Origin of the sequence: Vibrio sp. OPT24, from assembly GCF_015163545.1 — a bacterium.
Lineage (GTDB): Bacteria > Pseudomonadota > Gammaproteobacteria > Enterobacterales > Vibrionaceae > Vibrio > Vibrio cyclitrophicus.
This window is the reverse complement of the sequence record NZ_JADDYI010000006.1, coordinates 111,243-137,000: the sequence shown is the minus strand read 5'-3', so window position 1 is coordinate 137,000 and position 25,758 is coordinate 111,243. Positions and strand designations below refer to the sequence as shown.

Here is a 25,758-nt window from a genome sequence, read left to right as displayed (position 1 = left end):
TCTGAAAGGCGAAGTGCCATTGATTGGTTTCTCTGGTAGCCCATGGACTCTAGCGACCTACATGGTTGAAGGTGGAAGTTCTAAGGCATTCACTAAGATCAAGAAGATGATGTACGCAGAACCACAAACGCTGCACCTGCTTCTAGACAAGCTGGCTGACAGTGTTATCGAATACCTGAACGCGCAAATTAAAGCGGGTGCTCAATCGGTAATGGTATTTGATACATGGGGTGGTGTGCTGACTCCTCGTGACTACAACCTATTCTCACTGCAATACATGCACAAGATCGTTGATGGCCTAATCCGTGAAAACGAAGGTCGTCGAGTACCGGTTACTCTGTTCACTAAGAACGGGGGCATGTGGCTTGAGTCTATCGCAGCAACAGGTTGTGATGCGGTAGGTCTAGATTGGACAATCAACATCGCAGATGCAAAAGCTCGCATCGGCGACAAAGTGGCACTGCAAGGTAACATGGACCCTTCTATGCTTTACGCTCAACCAGAACGTATTCGTGAAGAAGTGGGCAGCATTCTTGAAGGCTTTGGCGACGCAGGTACAGGCCATGTATTTAACCTAGGTCACGGTATCCATTTAGATGTGCCGCCAGAAAACGCTGGTGTATTCGTTGACGCTGTTCACGAACTGTCTAAGCCTTACCACAAGTAATCCTGTGTAAGACGATTGAAAGCGCTGCTGGGCAACCTACAGCGCTTTTTTATTGCCTGAAGATTTGTTGAAATTCGTTGTGTGCAGTTAATTAGGCGTTTGAAACATGGTAGGCCAAATGCTCTGAAATGTGTTTCCTGATATAAGGAATGACTTCACTTTCGAACCAAGGGTTCTTCTTAAGCCAGATATTATTGCGTGGTGAAGGGTGGGGAAGTGGTAAAAACTCTGGTGCCCAAGCCTGCCAGTTCTTGACTGTCTCTGTCAGTGTTTTAGTTGTCTTTTCCTTTAAATAATAGTTTTGCGCATACTGACCAATCAGCAGTGTCATTTGAATGTTGGGTAGGGATTGCAGCACTTTCTGATGCCACAACTCAGCACATTCTGGTCTTGGAGGGAGGTCGCCACTTTTTCCTTTCCCCGGGTAACAAAACCCCATAGGCACAATCGCCACTTTTTGCTCGTCATAAAAGGTATCGCTGTCTATCCCTAACCATTCTCTCAATCGTTCACCACTGGCATCGTTCCAAGGGATGGATGACTCATGCACCTTGATGCCCGGCGCTTGACCTATGATCAGCAAGCGCGCGTTTGGGTGTGCTTGAATCACAGGATTAGCCCCATGTGATAGATGAGGCTCACAAGCGGTGCATTGTCGTATCTCGGTGAGCAGTGATGAGAACATCAGTAACCTTTGTCGAAGTCGATAGTGTGGTTCAGTTTAAAGCCATCTCGCCACTGTTGGTAATTCTCGGCGAAGATTTCTACTACTTGCCTTGGCTCACTCAGTGCTGCAATGTGTGGAGTGATGGTCACTTGCGGCAGTTTCCAGAAAGGGTGATCTTTGGGTAGAGGCTCATTTTCAAACACATCTAGAAATGCGTGCTCCACCCACTTATTTTTAATCGCTAACAGTAATGCTTTGTTATCTAGGCTTTCCCCCCTGCCAACATTAAACAGCAATACATTAGAGCAATAGCCTAGGGTAGTTTCATCCAACAGTTGATAGGTTTCAGCAGTTGATGGCAAGGTGTTGACCACAATATCCGCTTGTTTAAGGGCGGCTTCTATCTCATTGATGTGGAAAGTTTGTTTAAAGGTCTCTTGCTTTGATGGGATACCCGTACGGTTGACTCCAATGGTATAAATACCAAACGCAGCGGCAGTTTTCGCTAAATGACTTCCAATTGAACCTGTCCCTAAAATCACCATAGTTTTGCCAGCTAGGCTAGTATAAAGCTGTGGATGCCAATTCTTCTCGGCCTGTTGTTGGTGGTAATGAGGGAAGTGTCTGAAGTGACTGATCGTGTAACCCAACACGTATTCAGCGATCGCCGGGCCGAAAATACCTTTCACATTGGTGAGTGTATAGTCTTGGCGAAGATCTGGTTGGGTGAGCTTGTTAATTCCAGCATAGGTGCTTTGAACCCAGTCGAGTTGTTTAAACTCATCAAGGCGTTCAGCTATGAGTGGAGGCGATGCCAAGACAACCTCGGCTAACTTGGGGTTTTGAGTGATTTCTAGGTCGGGTAAATCCTGGTTTAGAATTAGTTGCGTATAGGTATCGTCATGCTCAGTAAGAATATAGAGCTTATTCGTAAAATTGTTCATCGGCTTACCTTTTCCCCCTAGGGTTTATCAAGTACACTTTCGCTGTCTTTTTCTGCAATTATTGAGTGACTATGCTTCAGAATCCACTGCAGGTTCGTCTTGAAAAGTTAGAACCTTGGCAACAAATTACTTTTATGGCGTGTCTATGTGAGCGTATGTATCCTAACTATGCCATGTTTTGTGAGAATACAGAATTTGCGGAAGCTCGAATCTATCGTGACGTGTTGGATAGCATCTGGGAAATCTTAACGGTTAAAACTGCAAAGGTGAATTTTGAGCGTCAACTTGAGAAAGTTGAAGAGCTATTCCCTAGCGGTGATGATTTTGATTTTTATGGTGTTTACCCAGCCATGGATGCATGCCAAGGCTTAGCAACATTAATTCATGGTCTACTTGATCGTGAGCATATGTTGGAAGCTGTAATTAAAGTGAGTCAACAATCGGTGAAGACGGTTGCTGAGCTTGAGTTTGCTCAAGGCGCTGACGAAGTGACGAACGAAAACCAGAAAGAAAATGAAGCGGTGTGTGAAGAGTGGGATGTTCAGTGGGCGATTTTCCGACCATTACGTGAAACGGCAGAGCGTGACCTAGAATTGATTAAAGACTTACGCCACGAACTGCGTGAAGACCCTGTGAGTAACATTGGTGTTGCGTTGTAATTCGCTTTTGCGTCAAAGTATGAATAAAACAAAGGCTCCCTAGGGAGCCTTTGTTTTATCTGATGGTATGAGGCGTGGATTAAGAATCTTTTTTACCTTCGTTCTGCGCTTTGTCCTTTGATGAGCCGTTATCTGATTTTGAATCTGATGAGTTGTCGTCTACTAGAGTTTCCTCTGGCTCGTCCTCTTCATCGCGGTTTTCGATAACACCGTGTGTCTCTTTCCACGTTTCCCAGCGTTGGAACGCCAGTTCTTGCATATCGGTGGTTTTGTCCGCTTCATCGACGATCTCTTCACCAACTAAGTGTTCAAAGATATCTTCTAGGGTAATGATGCCTTGAATCGTACCGTATTCATCAACCACTAAAGATAGTTGAAGGCGGTTTGCCATCATCTGGTCAAAGGCTTTAGCCAAACCCATATTGTTCAGCAACACGTGGATAGGGCGCATAACTTCACCCAGAGCTTTTTCGCCACAACCTGCTTGCTGCAATCTAAATAGCTCTAAGCGGTGTACAAAACCAATGATGTTGTCACTCTGCTCGCTGTAAATCAACGGACGTGAGAATGGCGTGTCTTTATGTTGTTCTAGGAACGTATTCACACTCATTTCCGCATCAACACGGAATACCACTGGACGTGGTGTCATTACTTGAGTCACGGGTACATCTTGAATACCCAGTAGGTTGCTCAGAATTTTTGACTCACCTTCTGCAAACTCGCCGCTCTCTTTTGCCAAAATCGCCATTGCAGATAACTCATCACGCATTTTTGGTGCTTGGTGGCCACGAGCAAGACGTTTGGTGATCTGTTCTGAGAACCATACAAACGGTGTTAGGAAGAATACCATCCAGCGCAGCACGCTTGCCGAAGCAGGAGCAAGTTGACGCCAGTAGGTTGCACCAATGGTTTTTGGAACAATCTCAGACAACACCAAAATACCTAGCGTTAGCACGGCTGAGAAGACACCTAACCATTGGCTACCAAAAACAACAGCCGCTTGTGCACCTGCTGTCGCAGCACCGATAGTATGCGCGATGGTGTTGAGCGTTAAAATTGACGCAAGCGGGCGGTCAATATCTGTTTTCAGTTTGTCTAATGACTCTGCTGCAGGGTGCCCATTTTGTTTTAGTTGAGCAATATAGCTCGGACTAATACTCAAAAGTACAGCTTCCAAAACAGAACAAATAAAAGAAACTCCAATGGCAATGGAGACGTAAATAGTTAGCAGCAGCATGTTTGCCCTTAAATTAAATTGTACGCTTTAGCAGCGATTCAGCGTGGATTATAGAGATAAAGTAGTGGTTAGGTCATCATTAATTTTGCTCTCAGCCCCTTTTAAACAAGGGCTTGCCATCGAAATTCAGTAACAAATTGTGAGTTATTACTCATATTATGGCTAAAACTCCGGCATTAGAGCTAAAGATCGACGACAAACCTTTGCCAGATGGGGCATTTATGTTTTAGAGTGAATTGAATTCAAAAATACAAAGAAGGGAAACCTAAAATGAACAAGACTCAATTAATCGACTTTATTGCTGAAAAAGCGGACCTTTCTAAAGCACAAGCTAAAGCTGCTCTAGAAGCGACTCTTGGTGGTGTTACAGATGCTCTTAAAGACGGCGATCAAGTTCAGCTAATTGGTTTTGGTACTTTTAAAGTAAACCACCGTGCAGCTCGCACTGGTCGTAACCCAAAAACTGGTGATGAGATCCAAATCGCTGCGGCAAATGTTCCAGCATTTGTTGCAGGTAAAGCGCTGAAAGATTCAGTGAAATAATCTAAACTGTACCGAGGTAGTCGTATTCCACCTCGGTACAGGTTTTATGAAAAAAGCATTTCTTCTCGTTTCACTGTTATCTACATTTCTCATTGGCTGTTCTTCAACCAGTCCTCGCACCAACCTAGAGCAATTTGAAACCCACACCGGCGGCCAAGTTATGGGCGATGCGACGAGTTTCTACTGGGTCACTAACAAGCTAACGCAACCTCATACCTCTGCTGACTATGTCACTATGGGCGATTACGGCTGGTACAAAACTGACTATGCTTGGTCAGAAGATGTGCTTCGTGAATTTGTCCGTGAAGGCGAGCTACGCGATGACTCACTCTCATTAGTTCCGTATCGTGTGCATGTGCGTTTCAATCAATCTGGTGAAGCGGTATACCAGCAATATCGCCTTGATGGAAAAGTCCTACCGCTACAGTCGGTTCAACTGGACAGATTTAAACAGGAAGCGACATCTGCTCTCGACGTTACTGAGAAGCAAAATGATGCAGGGTTAGAGCTTTTACAGGGTTACTGGAATGGTAAAGTGTTTCAGACTTGTTCTGGTCAGCAATTTACTGACATTGAGTTCAACCAAACATTGCCTAATTTTGTGATTAACCGTTTGTCGTCTGTAGAAAGCTATGGTGCTTTTGTCGGCAAGGGATCTCTTAGAAAATTATCAGTCGCTGAATTCTTGATGTTGGCAGATGATAACCATCAGTGCATCGCAAGACCATCTTTGCTGAAAGAGTAAAGAATATTGAAAAGATATAAGAGTATTTGGCCTACTATAGGCCAAGTGCTGATTAGTCAGTACAAGTACCACTAATCGGTAAAAAAGGCGCCTGTTGAGGCGCCTTTTCTTTTATTCAATTGCAGTTATTCATTTGCTGATATTCGAATCTAGCCGAATGATGATGTTGATTACTGCTCTTGTTCGCGCGCAATCGCACGATAACCGATGTCATTGCGGTGAAACATACCATTCCAGCTAACTTGCTTAGTCAACGCGTAAGCGCGTTCCTGAGCCTCAGAAACCGTGTTACCGAGTGCAGTCGCACAAAGTACACGACCACCGTTTGTCACCACATCGCCAGCTTCGTTATTTGTCGTACCTGCATGGAAAACCTTTTGGCCTTCAACTTCGCTTGTTGGTAGTGAAATAACGTCACCTTTTGCGTAGTCAGCAGGGTAACCGCCAGCTGCAAGAACGACACCAATAGACGCGCGTGGATCCCACTTAGACTCTGCTTCGTCGAGTTTCTCGTCGATAGCCATTAGGCAAAGCTCAACAAGATCCGATTCCATACGCATCATGATAGGTTGCGTCTCTGGGTCGCCGAAGCGGCAGTTGTATTCGATAACCTTAGGTGTGCCGTCAGCATCGATCATTAGTCCAGCGTAAAGGAAACCAGTGTAAGGTGCACCTTCTGCGTCCATACCACGTACCGTAGGGTAGATAACTTCCTCAAGGATACGGTTGTGGATTTCAGGCGTTACCACTGGGGCTGGAGAGTAAGCACCCATGCCACCTGTGTTAGGGCCTGTGTCTTTGTCGCCAACACGTTTGTGATCTTGGCTGGTGGCCATAGGAAGGACGCTAGAACCGTCAACCATTACGATGAAGCTTGCTTCTTCGCCTTCAAGAAACTCTTCGATAACCACGCGGCTGCCCGCTTCGCCAAATGCGTTGCCTGCTAGCATGTCTTTGATTGCGTCTTCTGCTTCTTCAAGGGTCATCGCAACGATAACGCCTTTACCTGCTGCAAGGCCGTCCGCTTTTACTACGATTGGAGCGCCTTGCTCACGTACGTAAGCGAGAGCTGGCTCAATCTCAGTGAAGTTTGCGTAGTAACCTGTTGGGATGTCATGACGAGCTAGGAAATCTTTAGTGAATGCTTTAGATCCTTCAAGCTGTGCTGCCGCTTGAGTTGGACCAAAGATAGGAAGACCTACTTCGCGGAATGCGTCAACGACCCCAATAACTAATGGCGCTTCAGGGCCAACGATGGTCAGTTCGATTTTTTTCTCTTGAGCAAACGAGACTAAACCAGCGATGTCTTCAACGCCGATGTTTACGTTCTCAAGTTTCGGCTCAAGTGCAGTACCTGCGTTACCAGGAGCGATGAATACCGTTTCGACATTTGGGTTTTGTGCCGCTTTCCAACCCAAAGCATGTTCTCTACCGCCAGCACCGATGATTAATACGTTCATGTTTCAATCCTTAAGTCTTTAATTCTTAAAAGCCCCTCAAAATTGAGAGGCTCGATAGCTACTAATCGTTTAGATAAACTAAATATTAGTGGCGGAAGTGACGCATGCCCGTAAAGATCATCGCCATGCCGTGTTCGTCTGCTGCTGCGATAACTTCGTCATCACGCATAGAGCCGCCTGGTTGGATAACACACTTGATGCCAGCTTCTGCTGCCGCGTCGATACCGTCACGGAATGGGAAGAACGCGTCCGATGCCATTACACAACCTTCAACCTGTAGACCTTCGTCTGCCGCTTTGATGCCTGCGATTTTCGCAGAGTAAACGCGGCTCATTTGGCCAGCGCCGACACCAATTGTCATGTCGCCTTTCGAGTAAACGATAGCGTTAGATTTAACGTATTTCGCTACTTTCCAGCAGAATAGGGCATCTTTTAGCTCTTCAGCTGTAGGTTGGCGCTTAGAAACCACTTTAAGGTCATCTTCAGACACCATGCCTTGGTCGCGGTCTTGAACTAGCAAACCACCGTTAACGCGTTTAACGTCAAAGCCGGTTGTCTTCGTTGTCCACTCACCACACTCAAGTAGGCGAAGGTTTTTCTTAGCCGCTACGATTTCTACTGCTTCAGCAGAAACTGATGGTGCAATGATAACTTCAACGAATTGACGCTCTGTGATAGCCGTTGCTGTTGCAGCATCTAGTTCACGGTTGAAAGCGATGATGCCGCCAAATGCAGACGTTGGGTCTGTTTTGAATGCACGGTCGTAAGCTTCTAGGATGTCTTCACCTAGTGCTACACCACATGGGTTAGCGTGCTTAACAATCACACATGCTGGCTGGTCGAACTCTTTCACACACTCAAGTGCTGCGTCAGTATCAGCGATGTTGTTGTAAGAAAGGGCTTTGCCTTGAATTTGGCGAGCAGTAGACACTGACGCTTCTTCAGGGTTTGCTTCAACGTAGAATGCGGCTGCTTGGTGGCTGTTCTCACCGTAGCGCATGTCTTGTTTTTTCTCGAACTGTTGGTTGAACGTGCGAGGGAATTTAGACTCTTCGTCGCCTTCTTTGTTCTCGCCGTAGCTAGGAACCATAGTGCCGAAGTAGTTTGCGATCATACCGTCGTAAGAAGCCGTGTGTTCGAATGCTGCGATAGCTAGGTCGAAGCGAGTCTCTAGCGTTAGAGATTTCTCGTTCGCGTCCATTTCAGCGACAACGCGCTCGTAGTCGTGTGTGTTTACAACGATAGTCACGTCTTTGTGGTTTTTCGCTGCGGAGCGAACCATTGTTGGACCACCGATGTCGATGTTCTCAACTGCATCAGCAAGGGTACAACCTTCTTTAGCAACGGTTTCTGCGAATGGGTATAGGTTTACAACAACCATATCGATAGGGTTGATACCGTGAGTTTCCATCACGTCATCATCTTGGCCACGACGGCCTAGAACACCACCATGAACTTTTGGGTGCAGAGTCTTAACACGGCCATCCATCATTTCTGGGAAACCAGTGTAGTCAGATACTTCTGTAACAGAGATGCCTTTTTCAGCAAGCAGGCGAGCAGTGCCACCGGTAGATAGGATATCTACACCACGGTTAGCAAGAGCTTGTGCAAATTCAACGATACCAGTTTTGTCTGATACGCTGATTAGAGCGCGGCGAATTGGACGAGCGTTATTCATGCTTCCATCTTCCTCAAATTCATGGGGTTAAAATAAAGATATTTGCCAAAAAAGAACTTGTTTCTACCTTCTTAACATGGGTTATCTTAGATACCGGTAAGAGATAAAATATTGGCCAGTTTTGGTAAAGACCTTTTGGGGTCGTCTTATGATTAAGCTATAAGATAACCAACTCCAAATTTGATGGCGCAGATTCTAACTAATTTATTACAAAAAAGCTCGCGCAATCGTTTGGCATCTCAAAATTAATTATGAAAAGTGTCATTTCAACCTGAAAAGTAACGATAAGGTTAATTATGGAATGGACGAAGGAATAGGAAAAACATGTTTCAGATCGGTGAATTAGCGAAACGATGCGGTGTGACAGCCGATACCTTACGGTTTTATGAAAAAAATAACCTGATCGCACCTGCCAGTCGCAGTGAATCAGGTTATCGACTATATGATGAAAATAATCAGAAACAGGTGACCTTTATTCTAAAATCTAAAGAGTTAGGGTTGAGTTTGGATGAGATCAAAGAATTACTCGAGATTCGCTTGGAAGCGACGCAGCACAGTTGTGCCGAAGTTAAATCGATTACAACAGCCAAGTTGGAGATGATTGATGAGAAAATTACAGAGCTCACTAAGATTCGCACTGCTCTGAGGAAGATTAACGATGCGTGCTGTGGCCACATAGACGACAACGCAAGCCATTGTTCTATTTTAGCCGCCTTGGACTCTGCAAACATTGATAAAGGACGCTGTTGTCGCTCTGGAGACTAACCTGCGGCTAATTGAAGAACCATAAGCCAAAAAAAAGCCAAACTCAAAAAATGAGCTTGGCTTTCATTCAAAAAATTACGAAAGAACGATTAGTTCATGCCGTATTTTTTAAGTTTCTTGCGAAGAGTACCGCGGTTAATACCCATCATGGTTGCTGCGCGAGTTTGATTACCGCGAGTGTATTGCATGATAGTGTCTAGTAGTGGCTGTTCAACTTCAGCTAATACTAATTCGTATAACTCGCTGACTTCTTGACCGTTTAATTGAGCAAGGTAATTTTTCAATGATGCTTTAACTGAGTCACGTAGTGGCTTCTGCGTGATTTGGTCTTGTGATGTAACTGTAGTTACTGTCAATGCTTCTGAAGTCAGATTTTGTTCGAACATATTCGGTCTAGCTCTTCTCGTAATTATGGTGCAACGTTATCAAAAAAACCTTCTAGCGCCTCAAGCTGCAGATCACCTGCTTCGAATGCGTTGAAGGTACGGCGAAACTCACTCGCTTGTTCATGTTCTTTTAGGTACCAACCCACATGCTTACGAGCGATGCGAGGGCCTAAAAACTCTCCATAAAATTCATGTAGAGCATGCACATGACCAAGCATGATGTCTTTCACTTCCGAAATCGGGAGTGGGTCCATCGTGGTACCGTTTTCCAAATAGTGTAGGATTTCGTTAAAAATCCAAGGACGTCCTTGGGCAGGTCGACCTATCATTAAAGCATCAGCGCCAGTGTACTCCAGCACAAACTTCGCTTTTTCCGGACTATCGATATCACCGTTAGCGATGACCGGAATAGATACTGCTTGTTTCGCTGCTTTAATGTGTTTGTATTCTGCCTCACCTTTGTACATACAAGCGCGTGTTCTTCCATGGAGGGCAAGAGCTTGTATGCCGCAGTCTTCGGCTATTTTAGCAATTTGGACACAGTTTCTATTGTCTGTATCCCAGCCTGTTCGCGTTTTCAACGTTACTGGAACGTCGACAGCATTTACCACAGCTTTCAGAATTTCTTCAATGAGTTCTGGATGCTGAAGTAGGGCTGAGCCCGCAAGCTTCTTATTCACTTTTTTGGCTGGACATCCCATGTTGATATCGATGATTTGCGCACCGTTATCCACATTAAATTGAGCAGCCTCGGCCATAAGCTGTGGATCTGCACCAGCGATTTGTACTGAACGAATGCCCGATTCGCCTTCATGTACCATACGCTGCTGAGACTTTGACGTTTTCCAAACTTTCGGATTGGAGGACATCATTTCACTGACTGCCATCCCCGCACCGTAGCGAAGACACAACTCACGGAATGGTCTATCCGTTACGCCAGCCATAGGAGCGACGATTAGATTGTTCTTAAGTTGATAATTTCCGATTTTCAAAAATGTCATCACAGTTCTGTACCAGCAAGGGCGCGCATTTTACGCATTTTTTCGCTGCGTGAAAAGACTAATATTTGAGCATTTACAATTTGTTTTTGTAATTCGCTTAAATTTCAGTCAATTAGCGCCCAAAGTCTTGTCTAGCCTTGCTTGCGACCTGAGATGCGACACCATTCTTGTTGTTCAATGATCGGATCAATGTGAAGTTCATCACGATAATAAGTCGCTACATCTTCCGCTTGTGTATCTAAAACACCCGACATCGCTAGTACACCATTTGGCTTAACTAGGCCTTTGATGATGCTTGAAAGGTCACGTAATGGACCTGCAAGAATGTTGGCAACCACAACGTCAGCTAGCAAACCTTCAGGTTGATCTTGTGGTAAGAATACGTCTAATTGGTCTGCCACGCCGTTGCGCTGTGCGTTGTCTTTTGAAGCCAGCAGAGCTTGAGGATCAATGTCGATCCCGATAACTCTTGCTGCGCCAAGTTTGATTGCAGCGATCGCAAGGATGCCAGAGCCACAACCGAAGTCGATTACGGTTTTTCCCGTTAGATCTAGGCCTTCAAGCCACTCAAGACACAATGCGGTGGTTGGGTGAGTACCCGTACCAAACGCTAGACCAGGGTCCAGCATGACGTTTACTGCGTCTGGTTCTGGGATATCACGCCAGCTAGGGCAAATCCAAAGACGCTCACCAAACTTCATTGGGTGGAAGTTATCCATCCATTCACGTTCCCAGTCTTTGTCTTCGATTTGCTCTACTTTATGAGCAAAGTCAGTAGGGAACATGTTGCTAGCTTTAATCTGTGCTAGGACGACACCTGTATCAGTCTCAGCGTCATAAAGCGCGAGAATGTCAGTATCACCCCAAAGGCGAGTTTCACCCGGCAGAGGCTCAAATACAGGGGTATCTTGTGCATCAAGGAAAGTTACGGAAAGAGCACCAGTCTCTTCCATTAACATGTCGCCGATCTGTTCGGCATTTTCATTGGTAGCATTAAGCTTGATTTGAATCCAAGGCATGGCTGCATCTTCTATATGAGAAAAATTGGATGGCGAGTCTAGCAGAAAATATGAGCAAATTCACCAAAACCCCATGGAATATAAAAGGGATTATCGATTGATTTTTTCGAGTGCTCTAAAAACAAAAAATGCCCACCGAAGTGAGCATTTTACCTGTTCTTAAAAGAACGAATGATAGAGGCTAGCTTCTATTGGAGACCAAGCTTCTTCTCAAGGTAGTGGATATTTGCACCACCGTGTTGGAAGTTTTCGTCGTTCATAATAGCCAATTGAAGCTCAGTATTAACGTTAATGCCTTCAATAATCATCTCACCCAATGCGTTCTTCATACGAGCGATAGCAACATCACGGTTCTCACCGTAAGTGATCAGCTTACCAATCATTGAATCGTAGTGTGGTGGTACTGTGTAACCCGTATAGATATGAGATTCCCAACGTACACCCATGCCGCCTGGAGCGTGGAAGCGTTGAATCTTACCTGGTGAAGGTAGGAAACGAACAGGATCTTCCGCGTTGATGCGACATTCGATTGAGTGACCACGCAGCTTAATATCATCCTGTGTAAATGATAGAGGCTGACCTGCAGCAATACGCAGTTGCTCTTTCACTAGGTCTATACCTGTTACCATTTCAGTAATCGTGTGCTCAACCTGGATACGAGTGTTCATTTCGATGAAGTAGAACTCACCGTTCTCGTATAGGAATTCAAATGTACCTGCGCCGCGGTAACCAATCTCAAGACATGCACGAGTACAGCGTTCGCCGATGTATTTACGCATCTCTTCAGTGATACCTGGGGCTGGTGCTTCTTCCACAACTTTCTGGTGACGACGCTGCATAGAACAGTCACGTTCACCTAGGTGGATAGCATTGCCTTGGCCATCTGCAAGTACTTGTACTTCAATGTGACGTGGGTTTTCTAGGAATTTCTCCATGTAAACCATATCGTTGTTGAAACAAGCTTTTGCTTCTGCACGAGTCATTGCGATAGCTTCTGTTAGTTCTGCTTCAGAACGAACAACACGCATACCACGACCGCCGCCACCGCCAGATGCTTTGATGATAACTGGGAAACCAATGCGCTTAGCGTGCGCTTTGTTTTTTGCATCGTCATCATCAAGAGGGCCATCAGAACCGGGTACACAAGGTACGCCAGCTTTCTTCATTGACGTGATAGCTGACACTTTGTCACCCATCATGCGAATGGTTTCAGCTTTAGGGCCAACGAAGATAAAACCACTGCGTTCTACCTGTTCTGCAAAGTCTGCATTTTCAGATAGGAAGCCGTAGCCTGGGTGGACAGCGACTGCACCCGTTACTTCAGCTGCGCTGATGATACGAGGAATGTTCAGGTAGCTATCGATACCACGAGCTGGACCGATACAAATGGTTTCGTCTGCAAGTAGTACATGCTTAAGATCACGGTCAGCAGTTGAGTGAACCGCTACCGTTTTAATACCAAGTTCTTTACATGCACGCAGAATACGTAGTGCAATTTCACCACGGTTCGCGATTACTAATTTATCTAACATAATGAGTGCTCTCTATTATTCGATAATTACTAGAGCTTGGTCGAATTCTACTGGCTGACCGTCTTCAACAAGGATTGCGGTTACCACACCAGATTTATCAGCTTCGATTTGGTTCATCATTTTCATTGCTTCAACGATACATAGCGTTTCGCCAGCAGTTACAGATTGACCAACCTTAACGAATGGTTTTGCATCTGGGCTTGGAGCGCCGTAGAAAGTACCAACCATTGGAGAAAGAACTTGGTGACCAGTTGGAACTGCAGGAGCCGCTGCTTCTGCTGCTACAGGAGCCGCCGCAGGAGCTGCTGCCGCTGCTACAGGAGCTGGAGCTGCTGCATATTGAATCGGTGCAACAGGTGCAGTACTGTTACGACTGATTCGTACTGACTCTTCACCTTCAGAGATTTCTAGCTCAGAAATACCAGACTCTTCAACCAATTCGATTAGCTTTTTGATTTTGCGAATATCCATTGTTTCTTTCTCTTTATCTGTTAATTGAACTTACTCTATGACTGAGTAGGTTAGTAATAGTTCGTTGTTTATGTTTACTTTGAGTTGAGCTTGCTGAGCGCAGCGGTCAAAGCAAATTGATAACCTTGAGCACCTAAGCCACAAATCACACCTTCTGCTTTATCAGATAGGTATGAGTGGTGACGGAATGGTTCACGTGCGTGAACATTCGATAGATGAACCTCAATAAATGGGATAGCTACACCAAGTAGTGCATCACGCAGTGCCACACTGGTATGTGTAAAGGCTGCTGGGTTGATAATAATGAAATCAACATTTTGATAAGCACTATGGATAGCCTCAATCAGCTCATACTCACGATTTGACTGTAAGTGAGATAGCTCAACATCGTGTGCTTTCGCTTGCTCTGTCAATGAGCTAATAATCTGGTCAAGTGTTTGAGAACCGTAGTGTGCAGGCTCTCTAAGGCCTAACAGGTTAAGGTTTGGGCCATTTAAAACTAGAATGCGAAACTTTGTAGACATCGTGGGGCTATCTTCCTTTATCGTGTTTACGAACGTGAATGTTGCCATTTTATTGAAAATTTGGGGTTAATTTCCAGTGAGAAAAACCCAAAATTAAAAATTAGAACCAGATTATAGCTAATTCAGCGCAAATCGCAGCAATTTACTGGTCTAATCTCCTATTGATACAACATGGAATTGTTACCAACTTAACAAAAAACCGTTGTATCCTTAATTTTGTGGGAGATATTTGAGATCAAGATCAGCCATAAAAAAACCGCCACATAGGTGACGGTTTAGGATGAGCCTGTTTTAAACGGTAATTAGCTCGTGTTGCTGGTTGATTATGCCAGTTCGGCTTTCTCTGCGATGAGCTTATCGACCACACTTGGATCTGCTAGTGTCGAAGTATCACCTAAGTTCCCCGTGTCGCCAGTGGCAATCTTACGCAAGATACGGCGCATAATTTTGCCTGAACGCGTTTTCGGTAACGAGTCGGTCCAGTGCAGGACATCGGGTGTTGCGATTGGGCCAATTTCTTTTCGTACCCAGTCTTTCACTTCTTTATGAAGCTCTGCGGTTGGGAACTCGCCATCATTCAGTGTGATGTAAGCATAAATTGCTTGGCCTTTAATATCATGAGGGATACCCACAATCGCAGCCTCAGCGATCTTATCGAACGCCACTAGAGCCGATTCAATCTCAGCGGTACCCATACGGTGACCTGATACGTTAAGTACATCATCGACACGACCAGTAATCCAGTAGTAGCCGTCTTCATCACGACGAGCACCGTCACTGGTGAAGTACATCCCTTTAAAAGTAGAGAAGTAAGTCTGTTCAAAACGGTCATGATCGCCATGAACGGTACGCATTTGACCTGGCCAAGAGTCCAGAATAACTAGGTTGCCGTCGGTTGCACCCTCAATGATATTACCCATGTTGTCAACCAACGCCGGTTGCACACCGAAGAATGGACGAGTTGCAGAGCCTGGTTTTAAGTCTGTTGCGCCCGGCAGTGGTGCAATCAAGATACCGCCCGTTTCTGTTTGCCACCATGTATCAACAATTGGCGATTGCTCATTACCGATTGTTTTGTAGTACCACTCCCACGCTTCAGGGTTAATAGGTTCACCCACTGACCCCATGATTCGTAAACTGTCACGAGAGGTGCCTTCAACGGCTTCATTACCTTTAGCCATTAATGCACGAATCGCGGTTGGCGCAGTATAAAGAATATTGACTTGGTGCTTATCAACCACTTCGCTCATACGACTGGTATTAGGGTAATTAGGCACACCTTCGAATAGGATTGTTTTTGCACCATTGGCTAGTGGTCCGTAAACAAGGTATGTGTGACCGGTAATCCAACCCACATCGGCAGTACACCAGAAAGTCTCGCCTTCTTGATAGTCGAATACGTATTTGAAGGTCATTGCTGCATAAACAAGGTAGCCACCTGTAGTGTGCATAACGCCTTTAGGTTTACCTGTTGAGCCTGACGTATAAAGAATGAATAGTGGATCTTCTGCGTTCATCTCTTCTGGTGGGCAATCTGTAGATACATTAGCAATAGCATCGTGCCACCACACATCGCGGTGTTCGTGCCATGCAACATCACCGCCAGTGCGTTTGAATACAACAACCTTCTCGATGTTTTTCACTTCAGGGTTAGTCAGTGCTTCGTCGACATTCTTCTTCAGTGGAACCGCACGGCCGCCACGCACGCCTTCATCGGCAGTGATAACGACTTTAGAGTTGGAATCGATAATACGACCGGACAGTGCTTCTGGTGAGAAACCGCCAAATACCACTGTGTGAACCGCACCGATACGGGTACATGCCAGCATGGCAACTGCAGCTTCTGGAACCATTGGCATGTATAAACAAACCACATCCCCTTTGCGTACGCCTTGCTCTTTTAAAGCATTAGAAAACAGGCACACTTCTTTGTGCAGTTCGTTGAAGGTTAGGGTTTTATCATCAGTAGGGTCATCGCCTTCCCAGATGATAGCAACCTCATCACCTCGTTCAGCAAGGTGACGGTCGATACAGTTAGCCGAAACGTTAAGCGTGCCATCTTCAAACCATCGAATATCAATGTGGCCAGGGTCGAAAGAGGTATTTTTTACCTGTGTGAAAGGCTTGATCCAATCAACGATTTTTCCGTGTTCACCCCAAAAGCCTTCAGGGTCAGAAACAGATTGCTGGTACATGGCTAGGTAAGTGTCATTATCCGCGTGTGTGGTTGATTTAATATTTTCTTTTACCGGATAAACGTGGGCTTCACTCATTGCATCTCTCCTTGTGCCTACATTCTAAATGAACTGGCAACTTCCTTTGTGTTCAGTTTTTAAGTCTATTACAGGACTGTCGTTGTGTTATCACTCTCGGCTAGGACGACGATTTCCACAATTAGACTTTAGGATGAGACGCCGCTTTTCACTTACAAAATAGCAAGTTAAGTTCATTTTTGAGATGTTGCTCTCTATGTGGAAAGCTTGCAGTTGAATTACGAATAAGAAGAGTTGAAGCGGGGCAAGTCGCCGTGCTTAAGGCGGACAAAGATCAGTGCTGCGGAGATAGCGTCTTGTAATGCATCATGTTTATTGACCGGGATAGGTAAATCGAGCTGGCGACAAATCGCATCCATGCTGAGGTCGAAATAAGCGTTGGGTAGCTGTCTTTCGAGTTTGTCTTGATAGAGTTGGCTCACTTCGACTAATCGGTTAGGCAGTGGAAATCCAAGCTGTTTTAAACAGGCACGATCGAGGATTTTCTTATCATAACGAATGTGATAGCCGACTAAAGGACGATTTCCGATGAAGTTTAGTAGCTCAATCAGGGCTTGTTTTTCTTCTAGACCGTGCTTTAAATCTTGGTGACGAATACGGTGAATCTTGATGGAATTGCAATCGAGCGATTGTGGCGCTCGAAGCCTAACTTCAAAAGGCTCACTGGTAATAATTCGATTGCCAATGATTTTTGTGGCGGCAATGGTGACTAATTCGGCCTGATTGGGGTCGAGGCTGGTGGTTTCACAATCTAAAGATACGTATTCATTATGGGCAGGCGCAACAAACAGAGGCTGATAAGGGGACCCTTTGAGTTTGTGGTGCCAGAAATAACGAACCAATCTATTCATCGCTCAATTGCCTCAATCTCTTATCTGATAATGATAGCCGAGCCATTGCTTGAACTTTTTGACCACATGCAGGCTATGGCGAAGCAGATCTCTATCTGCTCGCTCCATCAATTTAACGTTAATTTTATTGCTGCTGTGCTGTTGGGATAGTCGCTGAGATAACCGCCACTTAAAGAACTGCTTGAGTGCCTCGTTAAGGTTGTCAGCGGTGCTTTGTTCTAATACATTTTTATTGACGAGCTGTTCAATACGCTCAAAGGTGTTGTTTACGGTGACTCCATGCTCAAGGCTGAGTGCCCGAATACCATGGACTAGAGGAAAAATACCGCCTCGTTTGATATCGAGCCCTGACTTGGACTGTTTAACATTGCCAAACAAAGTGAGGGGAACCGAAAAGCTAAGGGCAGGGCGACAAAACTCAGTGAGGATTAACTCCTGTCCCAACATCAAATTACTCAGGTGCTGCTTGACCGGTTTTAAAAGTTCTCTGTTACCCGCAACGGCGTGTGCATCCGCCATGATAGCAATATCCATGACGGTTTCTGGCGTGGCTTTTCTTACCCAACTCGTGAGGGTTTGTTTCCATTCTTGCTGAGAGTGCACCCATTTAGGGTTGTTGACCATTACGTTGCCTGGGCACAGTGGGTAACCTAATTGTTGCAGAGTGTGGGTGAGCTCGTTCATGGCACTTTGGCATTGATGCCACTCCAAGCCATCTTGAATGATGAGCGCATTATCTTGATCGGTTTTGAGAATCTGCTCTCCACGGCCTTCTGACCCCAGAACAATTAGACAGCAGTGATTATGCAGCGCGGGTGGAATCGTGAGTTCAAAGGCTTTCTCAATTATCTGCTCGTTGACCGCTGAAATGAGCTCCATGATAAAGCGCGTGCGAATGCCATTACCGAGCAGGCTTTCGACCAATTGACGTTGTTTGTTGGAGGCCATTGCCAATTCTTCAACGCTGGTAGCTCGCGCAATACGTAAAGTGAGAACGTGTGAATGAGTGGAAAACGCACTAAGAATCTGAGTCATGTCCACCATACCAACTGCATTTAAACCATCACAAACCATCAACCTTTTTACGCGATTTCTGGTCATGGTAATCATGGCATTAAACAGGAAGTCACCTTGATTGACATTCATCACTGGAAAGGTCGCTATGTCACCAACAGGCGTATCCAGAGGGCGGTTATCTAACATTACAGCATGTAATAAATTGGTTCTTGTGACAATTCCATACGGTAAGGTACATGATGATCTAAAAGCTTTTTGATCATAATGTTCTAAATGAACCAAGGCCGAGTCCAGCCCTTGTTCTTTAAGGGTTTGAGTGACTTGGTTGATAGGTTGGTTTGGTTCAAGTATCAGTGGAGGGTGATAGATCGACTCGTCTACTTTGGTCAGTATGAACTCGGCAAGATTCTGTTGCTGTTGAGCGGCTTCAATTAGCGCTTTTCTTGTCGAAAGGTTGTTATCAAAGTATGCGGCAAACTGGCCATTGGCGTGGTACAGCTCAAGAAAGACATCGGTTGGTAGTAGGTAGCTTAAAGTATCTTCTAGCGCGATATATTGGTGTTTGGTATGCGCGTCGAATTGGCTGCGGACATCAAAAATATCGTCATTGGCATAGTGAGCATAGATCTCGCCATCACTGCTTGCCCGCTCTTCGACTGCGCCTTTAATCAGAATATGCAGGTGACGACTTGGTCGGTCAGCTTCCAAAATCACCTCGTGCGCTCGGTAGTAAACCACATCCAATGACGAACGCAGTGTTAACTGCTCCGTATCGGACAGGCTATCGAAAGGTGGGTGCTGCATATTAAATTTATCAGGCATAAGCATCGAAACAATTGGGAGTCTTTACTTAGTCTGGCAAATTACCAGCGAAGCTCCAGACGACTTTAGTCTAAATGCGAGAATGGGTATCGATGAGAGTGAGATATCTCATTGAAATGCGATATTCAAACTAATTGAATATGGGAATACTATCCCAGTAATAATTCCCTTTTTCATCGTATGCGAGATAGGCATAATTAGTGCTGCCTTTTTCCGCACATTTTTATAGGTTATTTATGTTTAGCCCTTCCCCTTATGGCTGGATCTCTCAGTATTTTCTTGGTTTCTTTTTTGCGTATGGCGTGTACTTGCCATTTTGGGCATTGTGGTTTGAAGACCAGGGCGTGTCTGCTGGTGATATTGGCGTATTAATTGGTATCGGTTTTGCGACGCGTTGTGTTGCCAACCTAGTGATTACTCCACGAATCCATAAAGTGGAACATCTAATGCCAGCTCTGCGTTGTTTGAGCTTTGCAGCCTTATTGTTTGTCGGTTTCCATTTCTTTACTGGTGGTAGCTTCTTATTGATGTTGCTAGCCACAGTATTGTTCAATCTATGTTGTGGGCCGATCATTCCTCTTTCTGATGCGATGGCGAACCATTACAGCCGCTTGAAAATGCTCGACTACGGCCGTACTCGTTTGTGGGGGTCGATTGCTTTTATTGCAGGTTCAACCGTGGTTGGTTTCCTAGTGGCCAAATTTGGCACTGATATGATTCTGTATACGGCTCTTGCGGGTGTGCTGCTGTCATTAGTTTTAGCGATGAGAAATCCTAACGTGATGCCAGTGACGTTATCGGAACAACAAGCGGAACGACCTAAATTAGCTGAACTGTTGCGTGAATCATCTGTGGTTAAGTTTTTGGCTTTGATGGCACTGCTACAAGGTAGCCACGCCGCTTATTACAGCTTTAGTGCTATTTATTGGAAAGAAGCAGGGCATTCGGAAGCGGTTATTGGTTATTTGTGGAGTTTAGGTGTTGTCGCAGAAGTTGCGGTGTTTGCTTTAAGTAAGCGACTTTTCTCTGGTCTTACTCTTCGCACTCTGTTTGTGATTGCTGCATTCGGTGTGATGGCTCGTTGGGGTATTACAGCATCAACGACAGCGATTTTTGCACTGGTTATGGTGCAACTGCTGCACGGTGTGACGTTTGCGATGGCACACATCGCAGCGATTCAATACATCCAGTCTGAAGAACCGAATAAGATGGTCGCACTACAGGCTCTGTATAACGCGATTCCATTAGGTGCTTTTATCGCACTAATGACCACCTTTAGTGGTTGGGGCTACGAGCTTTGGGGCGCCAATATTTTCTGGGGTATGGCTGCTATGGGTGCACTTGCTCTATTCATTAAGTTGGATGAGAGAAGTTCAGTGGTTGAGATTAATCAATTAGATTCGGAACAGTCAGAATCTCAAAGCAAATGCTGATAATTAGAGTCTGAAGCACAGAATTTAAGCGATGCGATTGAGTTAATGACCCATCCTTAGTTAAATAAAACCTCTCCCTTATGGAGAGGTTTTTTTATGGATGAAAAAGGGTTTTTAATGCAAGGATGGATAGTAATTCCAGTCTCTTTAGCCTACTTGGGTGTGTTATTTCTGATCGCTTGGTATGGAGACAGGCAGGTTCGTTGGCTATCGCGTTGGCGCCCGTGGATCTATAGCCTCTCAATTGCGGTGTATTGTACTTCGTGGACATTCTATGGAACGGTCGGGCAGGCCAGCAATAACCCTTGGTCCTTTTTACCCATTTATCTCGCGCCTATTTTGGTATTTACACTTGGGTGGCGGATCTTAGCGCGGCTGATACTCATTGCGAAACGTGAACATATCACCTCAATTGCTGACTTTATTGCGGCTCGTTATGGCAAATCTCAAGGGCTAGCGGTTGCCGTGACCATCATTGCTGTGGTCGGTATTCTTCCTTATATCGCATTACAACTTCGCGGTATTACCATGGGGTTAGATATTGTTGCCCCAAATCTGGCGGCTGATTTCGGCTATCAAGATTATCACGTGTCTTGGTTTGTGGTTGGTGCTTTGGCTATTTTTACGATGCTGTTTGGTACTCGGCACATCGATAACACAGAGCATCACCGTGGCATGATGATGGCGGTGGCATTTGAATCCATTGTTAAGCTCGCGGCTTTTTTAATTGTCGGTCTGTTTATTATTTATCTGGCGATGAGTAGCGATAAAATCGACCTACTTGATGTTGCAGCCTCCACCTATAAATCACCTAACATTCCGACCTTAATCATTCATACCGTTTTAACCATGCTGGCGATTGTTTGCTTACCTCGTCAGTTCCATACCATGGTTGTTGAGAACGAGCGCCCACAGGATTTACATACCGCTCGTTGGTTATTCCCGGTTTACCTAATCTTGATGGGGCTGTTTGTTCTGCCCATTGCTTGGGCGGGTCAGGGGTTACTCACCAACATGCCTGCCGATACTTATGTCATCAGTGTACCAATGGCTGAAGGAGCGAATCACATTGCCTTGTTAGCCTTTCTTGGCGGTACTTCAGCGGCCAGTGGTATGGTGATTGTTTCGACTATTGCACTAGCGATTATGGTGTCGAACGACTTAGTGATGCCATTGCTGCTGCGCCGGATGCGTTTGACTCAAAGAACCCATAAGCATTTTTCTGGCCTGTTATTGGTGATTCGTCGTGGGTTAATTCTACTGCTTTTACTTGGCGCTTGGGTGTTCTATCAGGCGCTAGATACGATCCATTCTTTGTCGGCGATCGGTTTTCTCTCCTTTGCTGCTATCGCGCAATTTGCACCGGCATTATTAGGTGGTTTGTATTGGCGTCCAGGTAATCGCAAAGGTGTCTATGTCGGTTTGTTAGTCGGGTCAGTCGTTTGGCTTATTACCTTGATGAGCCAAACCAGCATGTTGGCAGGTGATAGCGAAAGCAACCTATTGTTATGGATAATCACGCCACCCGAATTGCTCAGTAGCTGGGATATCAGTAGCTCAAACTGGGGTATTGTATTGAGTATTACGCTCAATACTTTGTGTTATACCGTGGTGTCAATGACGACCAGACCAAGCCTAAGTGAGCGCTTACAATCAGCGGCATTTGTTGGCACTCCGCTGCCTGAAAATGAAAATATAAGCCTCTATCAGAGTCGTGTCACGGTAGCTGAATTGGAGATGTTGGCGTCTCGTTTTGTCGGTCGTAAACGGGCAAAAAGTGCCTTACACAGTTACTGGCAACAACATGGTCAACCGCTACTTCCGAATCAACAAGCGCCTGCAAGTTTGATTCGACATGCAGAACGCGTGCTTGCGGGTGTGTTTGGAGCATCTTCAGCTAAGTTAGTACTTACTTCTGCTTTACAAGGCAGAAATATGCAGCTTGAAGAAGTGGCGACCATCGTTGATGAAGCCTCTGAGCTATATGATTTTAGTCGTGGCTTACTGCAAGGTGCAATCGAGCATATTGGCCAAGGTATTGCGGTGGTAGATAAACAGATGAGGCTGGTGGCATGGAATCAGCGCTATTTAGAATTGTTTGAATTTCCTGCGGGGTTGATTCAAGTCGGTCGACCAATCGCTGATGTCATTCGTCATAATGCTGAACAAGGTTTGTGTGGTCCAGGCGACCCAGAGGATCACGTTCGACGTCGTGTTTATCACCTTGAGCAAGGCACTCGACATACATCTTCTCGTATTCGTCCTGATGGTCGAGTCATTGAAGTTCAAGGTAACCCGATGCCAAGTGGTGGCTTCGTCATGAGTTTTACTGACATCACGGTATTTAGACAAGCCGAGCAAGCGCTGAAAGATGCCAATGAAAGTTTAGAATCAAGAGTCCATGAACGAACCCAAGAGCTCGAAAAACTTAACCATCGCTTAGTAAAAGCAACGCAAATATCTGATCAAGAATCACAATCTAAGAGTCGTTTTTTAGCAGCGGTTAGCCATGATTTAATGCAACCACTGAATGCTGCTCGTTTGTTTGCTTCTTCACTCTCTGAAGTGGCAAAGGAACAAGAGGTGAAGCAGCTTTCATCCCATATCGAAAGTGCACTTGGTGCTGCTGAGGACTTGATTGGTGATTTATTAGATATCTCTCGATTGGAGTCGGGAAAGTTAGAAACCAATGTTCATGCGATTGCCGTGCATGATGTTCTTATCCATTTGAATGCTGAATTTAGTGCTTTGGCGACACAACAAAAAATCCAGTTCAAGATGATCCCTTCATCTCTGTTTATTCATTCTGACCCCAAATTGTTAAGGCGTGTTATTCAGAACTTTTTGACCAATGCTTTTCGTTACAACCCGGAAGGGAAAGTAGTACTGGGTGCGAGACGAGTTAACGGCCAGGTGCGAATTGATGTGTGGGATAACGGAACGGGTATCGACGAAGATAAGCAGCAAGAGATCTTTGAAGAGTTTACTCGTGGTAGCCAAGTTCGTGCCGATCAAGGCTTGGGGTTAGGGCTCGCGATTTCTAAAGGCATCGCTCATGTTTTAGGTCACCAAATATCAATGCGATCATGGCCAGGGCAAGGCAGTGTTTTTTCTATCACCTTGGCTAGAGCCGAACAGGTTGCTCCAATTGTACAAGTTTCAGCGCCAATGGCGACCAGCGACATCGAACACCTGAAAATATTGTGTGTCGATAATGAGCGCGAGATTTTGGTCGGGATGAAGAACTTGATTGGTCGCTGGGGCTGTGAGGTTAAGACGGCCGTCGACTTAGTCGAAAGCTTGAAGTGTCTCGATGATGATTGGCATCCGGATGTAATTTTCTCTGATTATCGCCTCGATAATGGCCGAACGGGGCTGGAAGTTTTGCAACAGTGTCGTTTACGTCTTGGCGACTCTTTTGAAGGTGTCATCATCAGTGCTGATAGAACCGATGACATGTTGGCTGCGATAAAGGCTAACAGCTTCAGCTTTATTGCTAAGCCAGTGAAACCGCTAAAACTCAGAGCAGTCTTAAATCGGGTGAGTTAATTAGGAATAATAAGCTCTAATTCCTAATTAATGAACGAATGTAAAAAGGCCTCGGATGAGGCCTTTTTTGTTTCAGTAAGGATCGTTAATACCTATTTATTCGCTAATTTAATAATTTGCTAACGAGCTAGCCCGCAATGCCGCCCTGCGTCAGTGTGCTTGGATCAAGCAGCTTGCTGAGTTCTTCTCGGCTTAGGTCTGTTTCTCGCTCTGCAACATCGAGGATCGGTAAACCTTCTTTATAGGCCTTCTTGGCAATATCTGCCGCTTTTAGGTAACCAATCACAGGGTTTAGCGCTGTGACTAAAATCGGATTCTTTGACAGTGCCAAATCGAGATTGTCTTGGCGTACAGCGAAGGAAACGATGGCTTTGTCTGCCAAGGCGACAGAACTATTTGCCAACAATTCAATACTTTCTAACACGTTATGAGCAATCACCGGCAACATCACATTCAGTTGGAAGCTACCAGATTGCCCAGCCAGCGTAATGGTGGTGTCATTTCCTATCACTTGCGCTGCAGCCATTGCTGCGGCTTCTGGAATCACTGGGTTTACTTTTCCAGGCATGATAGACGACCCTGGCTGTAGCGCCTGTAATTCAATCTCACCTAAGCCCGCCAACGGCCCGGAGTTCATCCAGCGAAGATCGTTTGAGATCTTCATGATCGCAACTGCTGCAGTTTTAAGCTGGCCAGACAATGCGACGATCGCATCTTGGCTGCTGAGGTTAAAAAAGAAGTTTTCACTCGAGGTAAAACTGATCTTTGTCGATTGAGAAAGGTTACTCGCAAATTTATCGGCAAAGCGCGGGTCAGCATTGATCCCTGTTCCTACCGCTGTGCCACCTTGAGCAAGTGCCTTGGTTGCTGGCAAACTGCTTTCAATGGCTTGCTTGGCATGCTCAATCTGAAACTTCCAACCACCTAGCTCTTGAGCAAAGGTAATTGGCATCGCATCCATTAGGTGAGTGCGGCCTGTCTTCACTACCTCAGCAAGCTCCTGTTGCTTGATAGTGAGAGCTTCAGCAAGGTGAGTTAGTGCTGGCAACAACTTGTTTTCTGCCATCAAAGCAACGCTCACTTGAATGGCGGTTGGTACCACATCGTTGCTGCTTTGGCCCATGTTGACGTGGTCATTCGGGTTCACGTCACCTTGTAAACTTCTTGAAGCGAGCGTTGCAATCACTTCATTGGCATTCATATTGGAGCTAGTGCCAGAGCCGGTTTGGTAGACATCGATTGGGAATTGATCGAGGTATTTACCATCAATGATCTCTTGGCTTGCTTCGGAAATCGCGTTGGCAATATCACCTTCCAATAAACCTAACTGAGCGTTGGTGTCAGCGGCGGCCTGCTTAATGAATGCTAGTGCTTGAATGAAGCTAGTTGGCATTTTGTGTGAACTAAAAGCAAAGTTATCTGCTGCACGCTGAGTTTGTGCTTGGTATAGCGCATCGGCAGGGACTTTCACTTCTCCCATGCTGTCTTTCTCAATTCGATATTGTAGGGTCATCT

The 25,758-nt window shown here is 45.4% G+C and carries 22 protein-coding genes; 7 read left to right on the top strand and 15 right to left on the bottom strand.

The genetic code is table 11. From position 1 onward, the window contains the following. A partial coding sequence (locus tag IQO02_RS22020; protein ID WP_228005995.1) for a uroporphyrinogen decarboxylase occupies nucleotides 1-667 on the top strand: 667 nt, incomplete at its 5' end. A gap of 91 nt (nucleotides 668-758) precedes the next feature. Here IQO02_RS22020 and IQO02_RS02995 read toward each other — a convergent pair. Beyond that, nucleotides 759-1,352, bottom strand: a complete 594-nt coding sequence (locus IQO02_RS02995; protein ID WP_016769206.1) for a uracil-DNA glycosylase family protein — start codon at nucleotides 1,350-1,352, stop codon at nucleotides 759-761. Further along, entirely contained in the window at nucleotides 1,352-2,278 is a 927-nt protein-coding gene (locus IQO02_RS02990) for a D-2-hydroxyacid dehydrogenase (RefSeq protein ID WP_016769207.1), read from the bottom strand. The genes IQO02_RS02995 and IQO02_RS02990 overlap by 1 nt, the downstream gene beginning before the upstream one ends. Nucleotides 2,279-2,349: 71 nt before the next feature. On the opposite strand from IQO02_RS02990, the gene IQO02_RS02985 reads away from it, so the two are divergent. Next, nucleotides 2,350-2,937, top strand: coding sequence for a YjaG family protein (locus tag IQO02_RS02985; RefSeq protein WP_016769208.1), 588 nt, complete (start codon nucleotides 2,350-2,352; stop codon nucleotides 2,935-2,937). Nucleotides 2,938-3,016: 79 nt separating this feature from the next. Here the strand turns inward: IQO02_RS02985 and IQO02_RS02980 are convergent, their stop codons facing one another. After that, complete coding sequence (locus IQO02_RS02980; protein WP_016769209.1) at nucleotides 3,017-4,174, bottom strand: CNNM domain-containing protein; 1,158 nt, start codon at nucleotides 4,172-4,174, stop codon at nucleotides 3,017-3,019. A gap of 270 nt (nucleotides 4,175-4,444) precedes the next feature. Between IQO02_RS02980 and hupA the strand changes: the two genes are divergently transcribed. Beyond that, entirely contained in the window at nucleotides 4,445-4,717 is a 273-nt protein-coding gene (hupA, locus tag IQO02_RS02975) for a nucleoid-associated protein HU-alpha (RefSeq protein WP_004729753.1), read from the top strand. Nucleotides 4,718-4,763: 46 nt separating this feature from the next. Next, on the top strand, nucleotides 4,764-5,462 hold the full coding sequence (locus IQO02_RS02970) for a DUF1481 domain-containing protein (RefSeq protein ID WP_010435517.1): 699 nt from the start codon (nucleotides 4,764-4,766) through the stop codon (nucleotides 5,460-5,462). A gap of 170 nt (nucleotides 5,463-5,632) precedes the next feature. Here IQO02_RS02970 and purD read toward each other — a convergent pair whose 3' ends face one another. Continuing rightward, entirely contained in the window at nucleotides 5,633-6,922 is a 1,290-nt protein-coding gene (gene purD, locus IQO02_RS02965; RefSeq protein ID WP_016769210.1) for a phosphoribosylamine--glycine ligase, read from the bottom strand. 85 nt (nucleotides 6,923-7,007) lie between these two features. After that, nucleotides 7,008-8,600 (bottom strand): bifunctional phosphoribosylaminoimidazolecarboxamide formyltransferase/IMP cyclohydrolase, encoded by a 1,593-nt coding sequence (gene purH, locus IQO02_RS02960; RefSeq protein ID WP_016783685.1) that lies wholly within the window; start codon nucleotides 8,598-8,600, stop codon nucleotides 7,008-7,010. 324 nt (nucleotides 8,601-8,924) lie between these two features. Here purH and zntR point away from each other — a divergent pair, with 324 nt between their 5' ends. Beyond that, complete coding sequence (gene zntR, locus IQO02_RS02955; protein ID WP_010435509.1) at nucleotides 8,925-9,365, top strand: Zn(2+)-responsive transcriptional regulator; 441 nt, start codon at nucleotides 8,925-8,927, stop codon at nucleotides 9,363-9,365. Nucleotides 9,366-9,454: 89 nt separating this feature from the next. Here zntR and fis read toward each other — a convergent pair whose 3' ends face one another. The 9 genes from fis to IQO02_RS02910 form a co-directional block, all read right to left on the bottom strand. Then, complete coding sequence (gene fis, locus IQO02_RS02950; RefSeq protein WP_004729744.1) at nucleotides 9,455-9,751, bottom strand: DNA-binding transcriptional regulator Fis; 297 nt, start codon at nucleotides 9,749-9,751, stop codon at nucleotides 9,455-9,457. Between the two features lie 23 nt (nucleotides 9,752-9,774). After that, nucleotides 9,775-10,743 carry a tRNA dihydrouridine synthase DusB gene (dusB, locus tag IQO02_RS02945; protein WP_010435502.1) on the bottom strand — a complete coding sequence of 323 codons (969 nt, stop codon included), beginning with the start codon at nucleotides 10,741-10,743 and terminating at the stop codon, nucleotides 9,775-9,777. A gap of 140 nt (nucleotides 10,744-10,883) precedes the next feature. Continuing rightward, nucleotides 10,884-11,771, bottom strand: coding sequence for a 50S ribosomal protein L11 methyltransferase (gene prmA / locus IQO02_RS02940; RefSeq protein ID WP_010435498.1), 888 nt, complete (start codon nucleotides 11,769-11,771; stop codon nucleotides 10,884-10,886). 188 nt (nucleotides 11,772-11,959) lie between these two features. Further along, nucleotides 11,960-13,303, bottom strand: a complete 1,344-nt coding sequence (accC, locus tag IQO02_RS02935) for an acetyl-CoA carboxylase biotin carboxylase subunit (protein WP_010435495.1) — start codon at nucleotides 13,301-13,303, stop codon at nucleotides 11,960-11,962. A gap of 15 nt (nucleotides 13,304-13,318) precedes the next feature. Next, a complete protein-coding gene (gene accB / locus IQO02_RS02930) occupies nucleotides 13,319-13,774 on the bottom strand; it encodes an acetyl-CoA carboxylase biotin carboxyl carrier protein (protein WP_016769213.1) in 456 nt (151 codons plus the stop codon). A gap of 74 nt (nucleotides 13,775-13,848) precedes the next feature. Beyond that, nucleotides 13,849-14,298 (bottom strand): type II 3-dehydroquinate dehydratase, encoded by a 450-nt coding sequence (gene aroQ, locus IQO02_RS02925; RefSeq protein WP_010435475.1) that lies wholly within the window; start codon nucleotides 14,296-14,298, stop codon nucleotides 13,849-13,851. 323 nt (nucleotides 14,299-14,621) lie between these two features. Next, nucleotides 14,622-16,571 carry an acetate--CoA ligase gene (gene acs, locus IQO02_RS02920; RefSeq protein ID WP_010435471.1) on the bottom strand — a complete coding sequence of 650 codons (1,950 nt, stop codon included), beginning with the start codon at nucleotides 16,569-16,571 and terminating at the stop codon, nucleotides 14,622-14,624. A gap of 218 nt (nucleotides 16,572-16,789) precedes the next feature. Then, nucleotides 16,790-17,422, bottom strand: coding sequence for a 3'-5' exonuclease (locus tag IQO02_RS02915; protein ID WP_010435468.1), 633 nt, complete (start codon nucleotides 17,420-17,422; stop codon nucleotides 16,790-16,792). Nucleotides 17,423-17,434: 12 nt separating this feature from the next. Next, a complete protein-coding gene (locus tag IQO02_RS02910; protein ID WP_016792185.1) occupies nucleotides 17,435-19,267 on the bottom strand; it encodes a DUF294 nucleotidyltransferase-like domain-containing protein in 1,833 nt (610 codons plus the stop codon). 230 nt (nucleotides 19,268-19,497) lie between these two features. On the opposite strand from IQO02_RS02910, the gene IQO02_RS02905 reads away from it, so the two are divergent. Next, a complete protein-coding gene (locus IQO02_RS02905) occupies nucleotides 19,498-20,694 on the top strand; it encodes a 3-phenylpropionate MFS transporter (protein WP_010435462.1) in 1,197 nt (398 codons plus the stop codon). Nucleotides 20,695-20,811: 117 nt separating this feature from the next. Further along, nucleotides 20,812-24,243 carry a PAS domain-containing hybrid sensor histidine kinase/response regulator gene (locus IQO02_RS02900; RefSeq protein WP_228005994.1) on the top strand — a complete coding sequence of 1,144 codons (3,432 nt, stop codon included), beginning with the start codon at nucleotides 20,812-20,814 and terminating at the stop codon, nucleotides 24,241-24,243. A gap of 127 nt (nucleotides 24,244-24,370) precedes the next feature. Here IQO02_RS02900 and IQO02_RS02895 read toward each other — a convergent pair whose 3' ends face one another. Beyond that, the gene (locus IQO02_RS02895; RefSeq protein ID WP_016769217.1) at nucleotides 24,371-25,756 is read right to left on the bottom strand and encodes a class II fumarate hydratase; all 1,386 of its coding nucleotides are present in this window, start codon (nucleotides 25,754-25,756) and stop codon (nucleotides 24,371-24,373) included. Nucleotides 25,757-25,758 lie beyond the last annotated feature (2 nt).

Excerpts from the sequence above, each read along its gene's own strand:
- IQO02_RS02995 (WP_016769206.1), bottom strand. The coding sequence starts at position 1,352 with ATGTTCTCATCACTGCTCACCGAGATACGACAATGCACCGCTTGTGAG.
- IQO02_RS02990 (WP_016769207.1), bottom strand. The coding sequence starts at position 2,278 with ATGAACAATTTTACGAATAAGCTCTATATTCTTACTGAGCATGACGAT.
- IQO02_RS02985 (WP_016769208.1), top strand. The coding sequence starts at position 2,350 with ATGCTTCAGAATCCACTGCAGGTTCGTCTTGAAAAGTTAGAACCTTGG.
- IQO02_RS02980 (WP_016769209.1), bottom strand. The coding sequence starts at position 4,174 with ATGCTGCTGCTAACTATTTACGTCTCCATTGCCATTGGAGTTTCTTTT.
- hupA (WP_004729753.1), top strand. The coding sequence starts at position 4,445 with ATGAACAAGACTCAATTAATCGACTTTATTGCTGAAAAAGCGGACCTT.
- IQO02_RS02970 (WP_010435517.1), top strand. The coding sequence starts at position 4,764 with ATGAAAAAAGCATTTCTTCTCGTTTCACTGTTATCTACATTTCTCATT.
- purD (WP_016769210.1), bottom strand. The coding sequence starts at position 6,922 with ATGAACGTATTAATCATCGGTGCTGGCGGTAGAGAACATGCTTTGGGT.
- purH (WP_016783685.1), bottom strand. The coding sequence starts at position 8,600 with ATGAATAACGCTCGTCCAATTCGCCGCGCTCTAATCAGCGTATCAGAC.
- zntR (WP_010435509.1), top strand. The coding sequence starts at position 8,925 with ATGTTTCAGATCGGTGAATTAGCGAAACGATGCGGTGTGACAGCCGAT.
- fis (WP_004729744.1), bottom strand. The coding sequence starts at position 9,751 with ATGTTCGAACAAAATCTGACTTCAGAAGCATTGACAGTAACTACAGTT.
- prmA (WP_010435498.1), bottom strand. The coding sequence starts at position 11,771 with ATGCCTTGGATTCAAATCAAGCTTAATGCTACCAATGAAAATGCCGAA.
- accC (WP_010435495.1), bottom strand. The coding sequence starts at position 13,303 with ATGTTAGATAAATTAGTAATCGCGAACCGTGGTGAAATTGCACTACGT.
- accB (WP_016769213.1), bottom strand. The coding sequence starts at position 13,774 with ATGGATATTCGCAAAATCAAAAAGCTAATCGAATTGGTTGAAGAGTCT.
- aroQ (WP_010435475.1), bottom strand. The coding sequence starts at position 14,298 with ATGTCTACAAAGTTTCGCATTCTAGTTTTAAATGGCCCAAACCTTAAC.
- acs (WP_010435471.1), bottom strand. The coding sequence starts at position 16,571 with ATGAGTGAAGCCCACGTTTATCCGGTAAAAGAAAATATTAAATCAACC.
- IQO02_RS02915 (WP_010435468.1), bottom strand. The coding sequence starts at position 17,422 with ATGAATAGATTGGTTCGTTATTTCTGGCACCACAAACTCAAAGGGTCC.
- IQO02_RS02910 (WP_016792185.1), bottom strand. The coding sequence starts at position 19,267 with ATGCTTATGCCTGATAAATTTAATATGCAGCACCCACCTTTCGATAGC.
- IQO02_RS02905 (WP_010435462.1), top strand. The coding sequence starts at position 19,498 with ATGTTTAGCCCTTCCCCTTATGGCTGGATCTCTCAGTATTTTCTTGGT.
- IQO02_RS02900 (WP_228005994.1), top strand. The coding sequence starts at position 20,812 with ATGCAAGGATGGATAGTAATTCCAGTCTCTTTAGCCTACTTGGGTGTG.
- IQO02_RS02895 (WP_016769217.1), bottom strand. The coding sequence starts at position 25,756 with ATGACCCTACAATATCGAATTGAGAAAGACAGCATGGGAGAAGTGAAA.